The organism is Nocardioides sp. Root682, assembly GCF_001427795.1.
GTDB lineage: Bacteria > Actinomycetota > Actinomycetes > Propionibacteriales > Nocardioidaceae > Nocardioides.
This window is the reverse complement of sequence record NZ_LMHJ01000004.1, coordinates 378,276-391,777: the sequence shown is the minus strand read 5'-3', so window position 1 is coordinate 391,777 and position 13,502 is coordinate 378,276. Positions and strand designations below refer to the sequence as shown.

Annotated in this window: 15 protein-coding genes; 4 read left to right on the top strand and 11 right to left on the bottom strand. The window is 70.2% G+C overall.

What is annotated here, in order from left to right; genetic code table 11:
* Positions 1-128: 128 nt before the first annotated feature.
* From ASD84_RS22590 to ASD84_RS22565, 6 genes are read right to left on the bottom strand one after another with little or no spacing between them, the layout of a single operon-like run.
* Positions 129-596, bottom strand: coding sequence for a GtrA family protein (locus tag ASD84_RS22590; protein ID WP_082573989.1), 468 nt, complete (start codon positions 594-596; stop codon positions 129-131).
* The gene (locus tag ASD84_RS22585) at positions 593-1,660 is read right to left on the bottom strand and encodes a glycosyltransferase family 2 protein (protein WP_056715976.1); all 1,068 of its coding nucleotides are present in this window, start codon (positions 1,658-1,660) and stop codon (positions 593-595) included. Before ASD84_RS22585 ends, ASD84_RS22590 begins: the two co-directional genes overlap by 4 nt.
* A gap of 26 nt (positions 1,661-1,686) precedes the next feature.
* Positions 1,687-3,183, bottom strand: coding sequence for a hypothetical protein (locus tag ASD84_RS22580; RefSeq protein WP_056715973.1), 1,497 nt, complete (start codon positions 3,181-3,183; stop codon positions 1,687-1,689).
* Complete coding sequence (locus ASD84_RS22575; RefSeq protein WP_056715971.1) at positions 3,180-3,764, bottom strand: hypothetical protein; 585 nt, start codon at positions 3,762-3,764, stop codon at positions 3,180-3,182. The genes ASD84_RS22580 and ASD84_RS22575 overlap by 4 nt, the downstream gene beginning before the upstream one ends.
* 17 nt (positions 3,765-3,781) lie before the next feature.
* Positions 3,782-4,024, bottom strand: coding sequence for a glutaredoxin family protein (locus tag ASD84_RS22570; protein WP_056715963.1), 243 nt, complete (start codon positions 4,022-4,024; stop codon positions 3,782-3,784).
* Complete coding sequence (locus ASD84_RS22565) at positions 4,021-5,607, bottom strand: class I adenylate-forming enzyme family protein (RefSeq protein WP_056715961.1); 1,587 nt, start codon at positions 5,605-5,607, stop codon at positions 4,021-4,023. Before ASD84_RS22565 ends, ASD84_RS22570 begins: the two co-directional genes overlap by 4 nt.
* Before the next feature lie 56 nt (positions 5,608-5,663).
* Here ASD84_RS22565 and ASD84_RS22560 point away from each other — a divergent pair, with 56 nt between their 5' ends.
* From ASD84_RS22560 to ASD84_RS22550, 3 genes are all read left to right on the top strand, one after another.
* The gene (locus ASD84_RS22560) at positions 5,664-6,551 is read left to right on the top strand and encodes an HAD family hydrolase (RefSeq protein WP_056715958.1); all 888 of its coding nucleotides are present in this window, start codon (positions 5,664-5,666) and stop codon (positions 6,549-6,551) included.
* Between the two features lie 145 nt (positions 6,552-6,696).
* On the top strand, positions 6,697-7,503 hold the full coding sequence (locus ASD84_RS22555; protein WP_056715955.1) for a sigma-70 family RNA polymerase sigma factor: 807 nt from the start codon (positions 6,697-6,699) through the stop codon (positions 7,501-7,503).
* A 115-nt stretch (positions 7,504-7,618) separates the two neighbouring features.
* Positions 7,619-8,731: a DUF5667 domain-containing protein gene (locus tag ASD84_RS22550; RefSeq protein WP_156392187.1), complete on the top strand. Its 1,113-nt coding sequence runs from the start codon at positions 7,619-7,621 to the stop codon at positions 8,729-8,731.
* Positions 8,732-8,921: 190 nt separating this feature from the next.
* On the opposite strand, the gene ASD84_RS22545 is transcribed toward ASD84_RS22550, so the two are convergent.
* The 4 genes from ASD84_RS22545 to ASD84_RS22535 all read right to left on the bottom strand — a co-directional run bounded on the left by ASD84_RS22545 (position 8,922) and on the right by ASD84_RS22535 (position 11,753).
* A complete protein-coding gene (locus ASD84_RS22545) occupies positions 8,922-10,130 on the bottom strand; it encodes a lysophospholipid acyltransferase family protein (RefSeq protein WP_056715949.1) in 1,209 nt (402 codons plus the stop codon).
* Positions 10,117-11,184 (bottom strand): NAD-dependent epimerase/dehydratase family protein, encoded by a 1,068-nt coding sequence (locus ASD84_RS22540; protein WP_056715946.1) that lies wholly within the window; start codon positions 11,182-11,184, stop codon positions 10,117-10,119. The genes ASD84_RS22545 and ASD84_RS22540 overlap by 14 nt, the downstream gene beginning before the upstream one ends.
* A gap of 65 nt (positions 11,185-11,249) precedes the next feature.
* On the bottom strand, positions 11,250-11,351 hold the full coding sequence (locus ASD84_RS24915; protein WP_008356322.1) for a 30S ribosomal protein bS22: 102 nt from the start codon (positions 11,349-11,351) through the stop codon (positions 11,250-11,252).
* A 186-nt stretch (positions 11,352-11,537) separates the two neighbouring features.
* Positions 11,538-11,753 (bottom strand): helix-turn-helix domain-containing protein, encoded by a 216-nt coding sequence (locus ASD84_RS22535; RefSeq protein ID WP_056715939.1) that lies wholly within the window; start codon positions 11,751-11,753, stop codon positions 11,538-11,540.
* A gap of 227 nt (positions 11,754-11,980) precedes the next feature.
* Between ASD84_RS22535 and ASD84_RS22530 the strand changes: the two genes are divergently transcribed.
* Positions 11,981-12,673: an HAD family hydrolase gene (locus ASD84_RS22530; RefSeq protein WP_056715938.1), complete on the top strand. Its 693-nt coding sequence runs from the start codon at positions 11,981-11,983 to the stop codon at positions 12,671-12,673.
* Between the two features lie 15 nt (positions 12,674-12,688).
* Here ASD84_RS22530 and proC read toward each other — a convergent pair whose 3' ends face one another.
* Positions 12,689-13,495 carry a pyrroline-5-carboxylate reductase gene (proC, locus tag ASD84_RS22525; protein WP_056715936.1) on the bottom strand — a complete coding sequence of 269 codons (807 nt, stop codon included), beginning with the start codon at positions 13,493-13,495 and terminating at the stop codon, positions 12,689-12,691.
* Positions 13,496-13,502 lie beyond the last annotated feature (7 nt).

The window sequence follows — 13,502 nt, the reverse complement described above, 5'->3', positions numbered from 1 at the left end:
CAGAACTAGGTGGGTCGCGGCTCGATCACTGTAGGAGTTTGTGAACGTGAGAACAAAATTGGTGCGACCCCCTGCACGAGGTGCGCGGAGGGGTTTCGGCGTCTCGATACGCCGCTCGTACCTCGCAGCTACTCGACGAGCTTGGGCGCCGGTTCCCCTGGGTGCTCCACAGGCCAGACCACGAACCGGTACGCCGCGAAGTTCAGCACCAGGCAGCACGCGATGGAGGCGAGCTTCGCTCCCCAGATCCGTACGTCGGCAGCGGCCATGCCGGCCAGGGTGATGTCGGGCCCCTGCTCGAGCACCCACAGCCACCCGTGGATCAGCAGCGGCTGCGCGACCCACATGACCACACCGGTCGTGCCGACGAAGAGCGCCGCGTGGCGCAGCGTGAGCTTGTCGGACTTGAAGGTGAACAACCCGTTGACCACGAAGCTGAAGACCATGCCGGCGCTGCTCGAGATGAGGTTGGCGACCGTGATGCCGAGCTGGTCGTGCAGCAGCACGAACAGCACCGCGTCGATCGCGGTGTTGCAGAGTCCGACCGCGCCGAACCGGAGCGCTGTCGCCCGGTGACCCGGCGGATCCGGGCTCAGGACTCGACCCCGGCGTCCATGTCGCGGTGCCGGCGGGGTCCGCCACCCACCGAGGCCGCAGGTCGCGCCGAGGACGCATCCCGCGCCACCATCGCCACGGTGTAGAGCGGCCGGTCCTGCGCCTCGACGTAGATGCGTCCGAGGTAGCTGCCGATCACACCCATCATCACCAGCTGGATGCCGCTGAGCATGAACATGCCGACGCCGAGGAACGCCCAGCCGGGGACGGACTCGTCGGGCTGGAAGATGCGGACGGCCAGCACGTAGAGACCGAGCAGGACGCTGAAGGCGGAGATGGCGAAGCCGAAGCGGGAGATCAGCTTCAGCGGCGTGGTCGAGAAGCCGAGGATGCCGCTCGCGGCGAAGTTGAGCATCTTGCGGAACGGGTAGCCCGTCTCGCCCGCGAAGCGCTCGTCCCGGTCGAACAGGTGCGCCTCCTGGCGGAACCCGACGTGCGCCACGATGCCGCGCAGGAACCGGTCGTGCTCGCGGTAGCGGGAGATCTCGGCGACGACGCGGGCGTCCATCAACCGGAAGTCACCGACGTTGCGGGGGATCTCGATCGACGCGAGCCGGTCGAGCACCCAGTAGAAGCCGAACGCGGTGAACCGCTTGAAGGGCGTGTCCTTGCGGGTGCGGCGCTGCGCGTAGACGACGTCGACGCCGTCCTCCCAGCGCTCGATCATCTCGACGCTGACCCGCGGCGGGTCCTGCAGGTCGGTGTCCATCACGATCACGGCGTCGGCGGACTGCGCCTCGGCGACGAGGTCCAGCCCCGCGGTCACGGCGAGCTGGTGGCCGAAGTTGCGGGAGAACTGGACGACGGTGACCCGTGGGTCCTGGGCGCGCAGCTCGACCAGGCGTTCCAGCGACGCGTCACGGCTGCCGTCGTCGACGTACACGAACTCGAAGGTCAGGTCGGGCCGCTCCGCCGTCGCCTCGACGAGGGCCGCGTGGAAGACCGCGATGCCCTCCTCCTCGTTGTAGACGGGGAGGACGTAGGCGATCCGACGCGGACCGTCCTGCGTCGCGAGGGCGTCCGAGTCGCCGCGTGTGCCTTCCATGGGGCCGAACTCTAGATCAGGGCCAGTCACAGGATCACGGCGCCGAGAAGGACGACGGCCACGATCCCCGTCAGCACGCTCAGCAACACCTGCACCCGACCGAGCCAGGTCACCGCCGTGCCGTCCATCGCGGTGACGACGCCCTCGGGCGGCGGCACGGCCCCCTCCAGCGCCAGCTGGCGCTCGCGGAGGAACGAGAACGCGGCGATGGCCAGGATCGGGCCGGCCGTCGTCCAGTAGCGACCGCCGGCGATGTGCACGAAGGGCTGCACCAGCAGCGCGCCGAGGGCGAGCTTGGTCAGTACGTCGAGCAGCCGGGCCTCGAGGCTGCGCCGGGCATGGAACAGCAACGAGACGGCGCCGAGCAGGACCAGTGGCACGTAGAGGGCCCAGGTGACGGCGTTGGCCACCTGCGCGCCGGCGTTGCCGAAGGTGCCCCTGCCCTCCTCGGGCTCGAGATACCCGGTGAAGTTGTTCGGTTGCAGCGAGTAGGCACCGAGGTTGTGCACGACCTGGTCGAGGTAGTGCGACGGGGTCAGGTCCCGCAGGGCGTAGCCCGACATCTGCTTGAGGACCTCCACCTCGCTGGTGTCGGTCGCCCTCCCCACCTCGCGGGCGTAGCGGAGCGGACGGAACCACTGGGTGCTGTCGGGGTCGCAGTGACCGAAGCAGACGTCGCTGCGGTTGCCGAAGGTGTTGGCCATGACGGTCGGGACCGTCGTGGTCGTCACCACCCGGCCACCGAGCGCGTCCGACGCGAAGTAGGACCACGGCGCGAGGAGCAGCACGAAGACCACGCCGGCCAGCACCGCCGAGCCGACGGCCCGCAACCGCACCCGGCCGCGCAGCATCACGATCGCGGTGGCCAGGGTCGCCACCCCGAGGGCGGCGAGCAGCAACGACGTGCTCGATCGCAGGTAGAGCTCGGCGGTCGCGAGCAGGCCGAGCACCAGCCCTTCCTTGAGGGTCGGCGCCTCGCCCTGACGGAGCCCGCGGTACATCTCCACGAGGTGGACGATCAGCAGCACCAGGACCAGCCCGGCGCACAGGTCGCCCCAGGCGCCGTACGAGAAGACGACGTAGCTGGGGATCAGGCCGGGTACGACGACCAGGACGCACGCCCAGCCGGGGCTGAGCCGACGCGCCACCGAGCGCACCACGATCAGGAAGAGCACCAGCGTGAACAGGCCGAGGTAGGCGCGCACCAGCCACAGCGGCGCGTCCGGGAACAGCAGGTAGATCGGCGCGATCACGACCGGCATGCCGGGCATGAACCACCCCGACGCGACCACGTTGCGCTCGAGCTCGGCCGAGTCCGGGGAGGTGAAGGCGAAGGAGTCGCGCAGCAGGTTGGACAGCGCGCGGCCGCCGTTGAGGTACGCCGACTCGTCACCGACGGGCGCGGCGTGCATCACCAGCGGGAAGATCAGCAGCTTGAGGACGACGTGGGCGACCACGAGCCAGCCGAGGAGGATCTCGGGGCGTGGCAGCCAGGCCGGTCGGGTCAGCAGGAAGCGCGTCACTTGATCGGAGTCCTCCGCTTGTAGCCGGCGTCGGGCCAGCGCTTGGTGGAGGAGGGGAAGTCACAGACCGGGTCGTCCTTGGCCTTCGCCACGACCGGCAGGTCGAGGACGAAGTCGCCCCGGACGAGGTCGTCGGCGGTGGTGTCGACCAGCTCGGTGACAGTGATGCCGACCGCGACATCACCCTTGACCAGCAGGCGTTCGCCGCTGACGACGCCGATGGGCAACTCCGAACTCGACCGCACCTCGCGGAAGCCGACGTTCATGAACGCCTGGATGAGCAGGCCCTCCGCTTCGTCCCGGTCGACCAGGTCGTACTGGCCGTAGAGGTGCCGACGCTTCCCCTCGGGCGTCTCGACGTCCTCGTCCCAGCGCACCTGGTAGGCGAGGCCGTCCAGCCGGGCGTCACCGGGCAGCGGGTAGCAGCCGCTCTCGATCGCGTCGGTGGTGAGCAGCGGCCGGTAGTTGTTGGTGGGCACGGCGCGGCCGAAGCCGTGGCTCAGGAGCAGCAGGACGAGGACGGCGACGACACCGACCGCGACACCGACCCGACGGCGCAGCGGCGAGACGAGTGGGGGCATGGTGGCCCCGAGAATAGTCAGCCGCGCAGAGCGCGTCGCAACCGCTCGGGGTCGACCCGCCAGAAGTCGTGCTGCTTGCCGTCCACGAACGTCACCGGGATCTCGTCGGCGAACCGGTCGCCCAGAGCGGGGTCGTCGTCGATCGAGACCTCCTCGTAGGACTCCCCCGTCTCGGCACAGACCGCCTCGATGACCGTCCGCGCGTCGTCGCAGAGGTGACAGCCGGGGCGGCCGTAGAGCGTGATCCGGGCAGCGCTCACGGTTCGAGGAGGCCCATCGCGAGGCGGCGATGCTCGCCGCGGAGCACGCCCTTGCGGATCTTGCCGGTGATCGTGCGGGGCAGCGCCTCCACGACCTCCACCCGCTCCGGTCGCTTGTACGGCGCCAGCCGCTCGGCACACGACGCGTGGACCGCCGCCACCAGGGCATCGGCACCGAGCGCCGGGTCGCTCGCGACGACGTACGCGATCACGGCCTCGCCGGTGCGCTCGTCGGGGGTGCCGACGACGGCTGCCTGGCGGACGCCGGGGACCTCGTTGATCACCGCCTCGACCTCGCTCGGGTAGACGTTGAAGCCGGACACGATCACCAGCTCCTTGACCCGGTCCACGAGGTACAGGTCGCCGTCACCGTCGAGGAAACCGACGTCGCCGGTGGACCACCAGCCGTCGTCCCCGGGCCCCTCGGAACCGTCGGGCCAGTAGCCGCTGAACAGGTTCGCGCCGCGGATCTGGATCTCGCCCGGGTCGTCAGCCTCGGTGCCGGCGAGCGGGCGACCGTCCTCGTCGACCAGGCGCACGTCGATCCCGTCGAGTGCCGTACCGACCGAACCCGGCTTGGACGCGACGGACAACAAGGTGCTGGTCACCACCGGCGAGGCTTCGGTCAGGCCGTAGCCCTGGTGGACCGGTACGCCGGCCAGCGCGGTGAACTCCTCGACCACCTCCGCCGCCAGGGGGGCCGAGCCGGACAGGATCATCCGGACCGGACCGAGGCGCTCCGCGAGGGCGTCGATGTCGCGCCAGGCCGCGAAGACGGGCGGTGCCACCGGGATCACGCTGCAGGCCTCGTCCTCGATCAGGTCGAGGGTGCCCTCGGGGTCGAAGCGTTCCGCAAGGACCAGCTTGGCCCGGTGCCGGATCACGCCGCCGAGCACCGCGCCGAGGCCGTAGACGTGGAAGAGCGGGAGCACGCCGAGCACGACGTCGTCGGTGTGGATCATCGGCGGCTCGACACCGGCGACCTGCGCGACGTTCGCGAGCAGTGCCCGATGGGTCAGCATCGCGGCGCGCGGGACTCCCGACGTACCACTGGTGAAGAGCAGCACCGCCAGCTTCTCGGGGTCCTGGAGCGGCGGGATCGGTCGACCCGGTTCAGCGCGGAGCGCGTCGTAGAGGGTCTCGCCGCCGCCAGCCGCCGCGCCGACGGCAACGACCTGGGGCACGCGGGTGCCCTCCAGCCGCGCAACGGCCGCCCTGACTGCGTCGAGAGCGGTGCCGTCGGCGACCACCAGCCGTGCTCCGGCGTCGGCGATCATTCGCGCGAGCTCCTCGGCCGTGGAGCCCGGGTTCACCGGGACCGCGACGGCCTGTGCGCGCAGGATGCCGAGATAGGTGGCGACGAACTCGAGACGGTTGCCCATCGCGATCATCACCCGGTGGCCGGCCAGGACGCCCGCAGCACCGAGTCCGGTCGCGACCCGTCCGACCTCGTCGTCCAGCTCGCGCCACGTCAGTCCGCGGCCCCCGGCCTCGACGAGCGCGAGCCGGTCCGGCAGGTCCTCCGCGGCCGCGGTCACCAGCGCGGCGACGTCCGGCGCAGCGGCGGCCTCGGAAAACGACATGGGGGCGATCCTACGACCGGTGGTCGTTCGTAACGATGAATCCCTAAGGTTGGGGCATGACTCCGCCCGCTGAACGTCCGCGCCGGCTGAACCTGCAGCAGCGTTCGACGCTCGCGGGCGAAGCCGCCGCTGCCGCAGCGGAGGTCGAGAACGCCCTGGCCCTCCCGTCGGACACGAAGGCAGCGGCGTTCTTCGACGTCGACAACACGGTCATGCAGGGCGCCAGCATCTTCCACCTGGCGCGCGGCCTGCACCGCCGCAAGTTCTTCACGACCCGCGACATCGTGGGCGCGGCCTGGAAGCAGGCGTACTTCCGGATCACCGGCAACGAGGACCCCGAGCACGTCGCCGAGGCCCGCAACTCGGCCCTGGCGTTCATTGCCGGCCACACCGTCGCGGAGCTGGAGGAGGTCAGTGAGGAGATCTTCGACGAGGGGATGGCCCACCGGATCTGGCCCGGCACCCGCGCGCTCGCCCAGATCCACCTCGACCAGGGCCAGCGCGTCTGGCTGGTGACGGCCGCGCCGATCGAGATCGCGAGCATGATCGCGCGACGCCTCGGACTCACCGGTGCGCTCGGCACGGTCGCCGAGCACGTCGACGGCGTGTACACCGGCAGGCTCGTCGGCGACATGCTGCACGGCCCCGCGAAGGCAGTCGCCGTCCAGGCGATCGCGGACCGCGAGGGCCTGGACCTGTCGGCCTGCTCCGCCTACAGCGACTCCTACAACGACCTTCCCATGTTGAGCCTCGTCGGCGACCCGTGCGCGATCAACCCCGACGCCAAGCTCCGGGCCCACGCCCGCGCCGAGGGCTGGCGCATCCGTGACTACCGGACCGGGCGCAAGGCGGCCCGTGCCGGACTCATCGCCGGGTCGGCCGCGACCGGCGCGGCGATCGCCGGCACCGTCGTACGACGCCAGGCACGTCGCTTCCTCTCCTGACCGAGCCACGATCCGGCGCCCGGACCGCTCGTGGTGACCAGCAGGATTCGTCCGATCGGACGTCTCAACTGTTGCAGGTTTTGGGTAACACTGAGATCGGTTTCACCGTAGGATGCGACGTGGGGGTAAAGGGAGGGGACCGGGGATGACCTGGGAACGTAGTGGCACCGCGCGTGGGCTCGACGCCCTTCGCGCCGCTGTGCTCGCTGCGCTGACCCTCGAACCCGCTCTCGCTGTCGCCGGAACCGGCGGTTCCTCGACCGCTTCACACACGCGTCGGGACAACCCCTGGCTGCTCAGCGAAGCCCACGCCGAGCTCCCGAACGACGACTTCGACCGCACCTCCGGTCCGGCCGGGTACGGCGACGCCACCCTCGCCACGTCGTCGGAGGACTCCCCCGAGGCGCGCGAACGGCTGATCGGCCTCGTCGAGCTCGCCCGCGGCGGCGACTCCGAGGCCTTCGGCATGCTCTACGACCACTACCAGCCCTCGGTCTACCGGTTCCTCTACTACCGCACCCGCTCGGTCGTGGTCGCCGAGGACCTCTGCTCGGAGACCTTCTTCCGGGCCCTGCGCAACATGTCGTCGTTCCGGTGGCAGGGCAAGGACTTCGGCGCCTGGCTGATGACCATCGCCCGCAACCTCGCGACCGACCACTTCAAGGCCGGCCGCACCCGCCTCGAGATGACCACCGAGGACATGGGCCAGCACGACGACTCGACCGAGGGACCCGAGAACGCCGTTCTCGCCGGGCTCACCAACGAGATCCTGCTCCAGTCCCTCACCAAGCTGCCCAACGAACAGCGCGACTGCCTGATCATGCGCTTCCTGCAGGGCATGAGCATCGCGGAGACCGCCACCGCCCTGGGTCGCAGCGACGGCGCGATCAAGCAGCTGCAGCTGCGCGGCGTCCGCAACCTCGCCAAGCTGATGCCGGAGGGCCTGCGATGAACGCCCTCGCCCCGCTCTCCCCCAGCTCCGCCCGCGTAACTTCTGTCGTTGCTCCCTCGTTCACCAGGTGTACGGATGGACGGGTCCGATGGACCCTGCTCGAGCGAGGATGGACATGGTGATGCGCCCGAACGCCTGGTCGCGACGCGCCGAGGAGTTCGATGCCCTGGTGACCGGCAAGACCGGTGACGTCGAGGGACATCGCGAGCTGCTCGACGTGGTGGCTGCGCTGCGCTCCGTGGAGCCCGTCACCGCCCGACCCGACTTCGTCGCGTCCCTGCGCACCCAGCTGATCGCCGCTGCCGAGCGCGAGCCCGCTCGCGTCGACGAGGCCCTCGCTGCCCGACTCACCCCGCGGCAGCGCCGCGGCTCCCGTGAGCGCCGTCTCGCGGCCGTCGTCGGCGGCTTCGCCGTGGTGTCGGCCACCGGTTCGATGGCCATGGCCTCGCAGAGCGCCCTCCCCGGTGACGTGCTCTACCCGGTCAAGCGTGCGATCGAGAACGCCCAGAGCAACCTGCAGCCCGACGAGGCCTCCCGGGCCGAGACGCTGCTGGCCCACGCCGAGGCCCGCCTCGACGAGGTTCGCGAGCTGACCGCCCGCGACGCCGACCCGGACGTGATCTCCTCGACGCTGCAGGACTTCACCGACCAGACCGAGCAGGCCTCCGAGGCCACCCTCGACGACTACGCCACGACGGGCCAGGGCGATCGGATCGCTGACCTGCGGGCCTTCGCCGCCGACAGCATGGACGTCCTGAGCGCCCTCGGACCGGTCGTCCCGGCCGAGAGCCGCTCGATCCTGATCACTGCCACGCAGACCGTCCGCCAGGTCGACGTGGCTGCCTGGGAAGCCTGTGCGACCTGTGCCGACGGCGACCTCACCGAGGTCCCCGGCTTCGCACTGCAGTCCCTCAGCAACGTGCTCAGCGGCACCATCCCTGACACCGCCTCGGTCACCTCACCGGGGACGACGGTCAAGCCGAACGACAAGCCGAGCAAGGCTCCGGTGCTTCCGACCGAGACGCCGACCGGCCCCGCATCGCCCGTCGACCCCACCGAGGTGCCCACCAAGGTCACCGAGGGTGTCGGCGAAGTGATCGACAAGGTCACCGACGGTGTCACGGACGGGCTCAACGGCGACGGCTCGACCCCGTCCACGGGCGACGAGACGCTGACCGGCACGCTGGTCGACGGCCTCGGCGGTCTTCTGGGTGGCTTGCTGAAGTAGTTGCCTCACCGGCAACTGTTGTTCGTAGCCGACCGGCCGCGTTGAGACGCGCTCGGTGACCGGCACAGCTGGCTTGCCGCCATGCCAACTCGGGCTGCACTCGAGGCAACTGCGCCGCCGGCAGCGCGGCGGGAGGCGTCGACGGGCAGCTTGCTGCCCCGGATCTGCGCCGGAGACGCGCTCGGCGAAACTACTTGAAGACGGACTGGCGCTGCATGAGCAGGCTGTAGAGCGTCTGCTGGATCGTCTCGCGCACCTGGTCGGTCACGTTGAAGACCAGCATCGGGTCCTCGGCCGCGCCGGCGTCGTACTCGTCGGTGCGGATCGGCTCGCCGAACTCCAGCAGCCACTTCGAGGGCAGTGGAACCAGGCCGAGCGGGCCGAGCAACGGGAAGAACGGCGTGATCGGGATGTAGGGCACCCCGATCAGGCGCGCCAGCGAGGGGATGTTGCCGACGAGCGGGTAGATCTCCTCGGCGCCGACGACCGAGAGCGGCACGATCGGGACACCGGTGCGCAGGGCTGCGGACACGAAGCCACCGCGGCCGAAGCGCTGCAGCTTGTAGCGGTCCGAGAACGGCTTGCCGATGCCCTTGAAGCCTTCGGGCCACACCCCGACGAGCTCGCCGCCGCGGAGCATCCTCTCGGCGTCCTCGGTGCAGGCCAGCGTGGCGCCACCCTTGCGGGCGAGGGCGCCGACCACCGGCAGGCGGAACACGAGGTCAGCACCGAGCGGCCGCAGGTGGCGCCCGGTCTGGTCGTGGATCGAGACGATGGTCATCAGACCGTCCATCGGGATCGTGCCCGAGTGGTTGGAGACGACCAGGGCGCCGCCGGTGGCGGGGATGTTCTCCGCGCCGCGGACCTCGATCCGGAACCACTTGTCGGCGATCGGACGCAACGCGGCCATGAAGAACCGGGTGGTGACCTCTTCGTCGAAGCCGTACTCGTCGACGGTGTAGTCGCCGGTGAGCCGGCGACGCAGGAAGGCCAGGAACCGGGCCAAGTGGGGCTCCCACTGGTCCCCGAACATCTCGCGGCTGGCGTGCTGGAAGGCAGCGAGCCAGTCGCCGATCGGGATCCCAGCCAGCGGGTTGGTCGAACGCTCGTCGGTGCGCGCCGCCGTCAGACCGGTGGGTACGTCGGCCGCGTCGTCGAGCAGGGACGAGGTCGCGATGACCGGCTGGTCATCGGGCCGCGTGGGGGCGAGGACGTCGTCGGACGACGAAGTGTCGGCCTCGGCGACCGGCTTGTTCGCGGGCGCGGGCTTCGCGGGCGGAGTCTTCTTCGTCGTACCGCCCTTGGGCGCGAGGCCCCGGGCAGCGGAGGAAGGACGGGTACCGGTGCCGCGGCCGGGCTGGCCGCGGGTTCCGATCGGGATGATGTCAGCGTCGGCCATGGTGGTCTCCGGCAAGCGTGAGCTGGGCGGGACGGTCCTCGTCGACCGGGGGCAGGTGATCGGCCAGGGCGCCGAGGACGCGGTCTGCGCGTCCGCCGGCGGGTGGCAGGGTGGCAATGAATTCGGCCAGCGCCTCGGCCGTCGAGTACTGCGGCTCGAACCCGAGCTCGGTGCGCATCCGGGTCGTGTCGACGCCGCGGCCGTAGGTCAGGAACGCGATCAGCTCGGGCGAGAGGTCAGCCACGCGGGCCGATTTGAGGACCGAGCCGAGGCCGCCGAAGGCAATGCCGGGCAGCGGGACGCTGGTGCGTCCCATCCGGCGCAGCGCCTGGGACAGCATGACCAGTCCGTCTCCGGCAACGTTGAACGTGCCGCCCTGGTCGGACAGGACCGCGTGGCGCAGTGCGCGGTTGAGGTCGCTCTCGTGCAGGAACTGCAGGCGCGGGTCGAATCCCAGCACTGTCGGGATGACCGGCATCCGCAGGTAGGAGGCCAGCGGGCTCACCACGCGCGGCCCGAGCACGTTCGCGCACCGCAGCAGGGTCACCTGGACGTCGGGACGGCGACGAGCGAAGCCACGGACGTAGCGCTCGACCTCGTTGACGTCCTTGGCGTAGCCGGTCCGCGGGGGACGCCGCGGCTCCATGTCCTCGGTGAACATCGCGGGGTCGCGGCTGCTGGCGCCGTACGCGATGGTCGAGGACTTCACGACGAGCTGGCGCACCTGCTCGGCCTTCTGGCACGCCGCGAGGAGCTGCATCGTCCCCATGACGTTGAGCTCCTTCATCGTGCCGCGGGCCCCGGCCGAGCCGGGCGTGGCGATGACGCTCATGTGGACGACGGTGTCGACGTCCTCCTTGGCGATCACCTTGGCGATCACCGGGTTGCGGATGTCGGCGCGCACGAAAGTGACGTCGCCGAGATCACCGCGGGGCGGGATCACGTCGACGCCAATGACGCGGTCGACTCCGGGGTCGGTGGCGAGGGTGCGTGCGAACGTGCGTCCGAGGTCACGCGAAACTCCCGTGACCAGGACCGTGCGACCGGTGCTCATACCCGACTCCTTGGTTCAGGCCGGCGCGCAGAGCGCGCGCGGCTTGACCACCAACTGCAGAAGAACTACTTGCCGAGCTTGCGACGCTGCACGCGCGTCTTCTTCAGCAGCTTGCGGTGCTTCTTCTTCGCCATCCGCTTACGGCGCTTCTTGATGACAGAACCCACGTGGAACCTCTCCAGATCGCCGGGCGTCACTGCCCAGCGGAACGTTCGACGCTCCAGGTAGTCCCCGGAGCACCCGGTCAGCCTATCGGTGACCGGGTGACCCCGGTGAATCTGCGTGGGAGATGGGATGAAGAACACGCACGGCCCGGGCGCGTGCCCGGACCGTGAATGAGGAGACAGCCAGGATCAGCCGGCGTCGTAGAAACTCTTTCGGAGGTACTCGTTGACGTTGTCCTCGGTGACCCGGAACGACCGCCCGACCCGCACCGCGGGCAGCTCGCCGTTGTGGACCAGTCGATAGACGGTCATCTTGGACACTCGCATGACCGAGGCGACCTCGGCGATGGTGAGGAATTTCGGGTCCGGAAGGGACTCGGCGCGCTCGCGCGACGAAGGAGCCATGACAACCACCGCTTTCTGCGCGCCCGTCACTGCCTTCCCCAGCAGTGAACTCTGCGGACGCCTGAGCGTGACAATAGGGCCAGATGTGACGCATGGGGAAGAGATTCACCAGTGAAACTTTTGAGGCGGCGGCGTGTCGTCTTGACCAGGCCGGTTAAACGACAGCTGTGTGGTTCGGGTGCGGCCCGCTGCGCGGTGATGTCGGTGGGCTTTGAAAGACTGACGACATGACGATCCAGGCACTGCTCCTCGACCTGGACGACACGCTCGTGGACCACCGCGGCGCGGCCGATCGCGGCCTGCGCGCGTGGCTCACGGGGATGGGCCTGGCGCAGTCACCGGCCGAGCTCGAAGACCACGTGGAGCGGTGGTTCGTGCTCGAGGCGCGCCACTACGAGCGGGCCCAGCGCCGCGAGCTGACCTACACCGAGCAGCGACGGGTACGGATCCGTGCGTTCCTGCCCGGCTGGGACCTGGCCGACGACGCGCTGGCCGACGACGTCTTCGCGGGCTTCCTGGGCTGCTACCAGGCTGCCTGGCGCGCCTTCGACGACGCAGCGGCCGTGATTGACCGCGCCCGTCGGGCCGGCCTCCCCGTCGGCATCCTCACCAACGGCGACGAGACGATCCAGACCAACAAGCTGCGCCGTACCGGCCTGCTCCGCGACGACGTCCCCGTGTTCGCCTCCTCGGCGCTCCCGGCCGCCAAGCCGGACCCGCGTGCCTATCTCACGGCGTGCGACCGACTGGGCGTCTCGCCCGCCGCGACACTGATGGTGGGCGACTCACTGCGCCACGACGTCGTCGGCGCCCAGCGGGCCGGCCTGCAGGCGCGCCTGCTCGACCGCCACGGCCGCTACGACGGCCCCCAGCCAGGAGCGGGAGTGCGCACCGTGCGCAGCCTGGCCGAAGTGGCCTGACGCAGGCTCGTCGAGCTAGGAACCGAGCTCCCGCGAACGGTTCCGGGCAGCTTCCAGGGCGGCCAGGAAGGCCGCCCGCACGCCGTGCACCTCGAGCTCGCGCAGGGCCGCCGCCGTCGTACCACCGGGCGAGGTGACCTGTTCGCGCAGGACGGCGGGGTGTTCGCCCGTCTCGCGCAACATCAGCGCCGAGCCGACCAGGGTCTGCACGGCCAGCTCGTGGGCAGTGGTGCGGGGCAGGCCGAGGTGGACGCCGGCCTCGATCATTGCCTCGACGACGAAGAAGAGGTACGCCGGACCGGAGCCGCTGATCGCGGTGACCGCGTCCTGCTGCTTCTCGGGCACGCGCAGGACCTTGCCGACCGAGCCCATCAGCTCCTCGGCCTCGACGAGGTGGCCCTCGTCGCAGTGGGTGCCCGGCGAGATCGCCGCCATCCCCTCGTCGATCAGTGCCGGCGTGTTCGGCATGACCCGGACGACAGCGATGCCCTCGGGCACCTTCGACTCGATGAAGCCGGTGGTGATGCCGGCCGCGAGCGAGATGAGCAGCTGGCCCGGGCGCAATGCGGGACCGATCTCGGCGAGCACGTCGGCCATGTCCTGCGGCTTGACGACCAGCAGCACCGTGTCCGCCTCCGCAGCCGCCGAGACCTCGGCGACGACCGAGACGCCGTACTTCTCGCTGAGCTCGGCGGCGCGCTCGGCCCGCTTCTCGACGACGACCAGCTGCTCGACCGCACGACCGGAGCGGATCAGGCCCGAGAGCAGGGTCTCCCCCATCACACCGGCACCGATCACGGCAGTCCGCCTGGACTCAGTCATGCGTCAC

What these genes read in the sequence shown, in the direction of transcription:
- ASD84_RS22550 (WP_156392187.1), top strand. Translation starts at nt 7,619, where the DNA reads ATGGTGATGCGCCCGAACGCCTGGTCGCGACGCGCCGAGGAGTTCGAT.
- ASD84_RS22540 (WP_056715946.1), bottom strand. Translation starts at nt 11,184, where the DNA reads ATGAGCACCGGTCGCACGGTCCTGGTCACGGGAGTTTCGCGTGACCTC.
- ASD84_RS22530 (WP_056715938.1), top strand. Translation starts at nt 11,981, where the DNA reads ATGACGATCCAGGCACTGCTCCTCGACCTGGACGACACGCTCGTGGAC.
- ASD84_RS22575 (WP_056715971.1), bottom strand. Translation starts at nt 3,764, where the DNA reads ATGCCCCCACTCGTCTCGCCGCTGCGCCGTCGGGTCGGTGTCGCGGTC.
- ASD84_RS22585 (WP_056715976.1), bottom strand. Translation starts at nt 1,660, where the DNA reads ATGGAAGGCACACGCGGCGACTCGGACGCCCTCGCGACGCAGGACGGT.
- ASD84_RS22555 (WP_056715955.1), top strand. Translation starts at nt 6,697, where the DNA reads ATGACCTGGGAACGTAGTGGCACCGCGCGTGGGCTCGACGCCCTTCGC.
- proC (WP_056715936.1), bottom strand. Translation starts at nt 13,495, where the DNA reads ATGACTGAGTCCAGGCGGACTGCCGTGATCGGTGCCGGTGTGATGGGG.
- ASD84_RS22545 (WP_056715949.1), bottom strand. Translation starts at nt 10,130, where the DNA reads ATGGCCGACGCTGACATCATCCCGATCGGAACCCGCGGCCAGCCCGGC.
- ASD84_RS22565 (WP_056715961.1), bottom strand. Translation starts at nt 5,607, where the DNA reads ATGTCGTTTTCCGAGGCCGCCGCTGCGCCGGACGTCGCCGCGCTGGTG.
- ASD84_RS22560 (WP_056715958.1), top strand. Translation starts at nt 5,664, where the DNA reads ATGACTCCGCCCGCTGAACGTCCGCGCCGGCTGAACCTGCAGCAGCGT.
- ASD84_RS22535 (WP_056715939.1), bottom strand. Translation starts at nt 11,753, where the DNA reads ATGGCTCCTTCGTCGCGCGAGCGCGCCGAGTCCCTTCCGGACCCGAAA.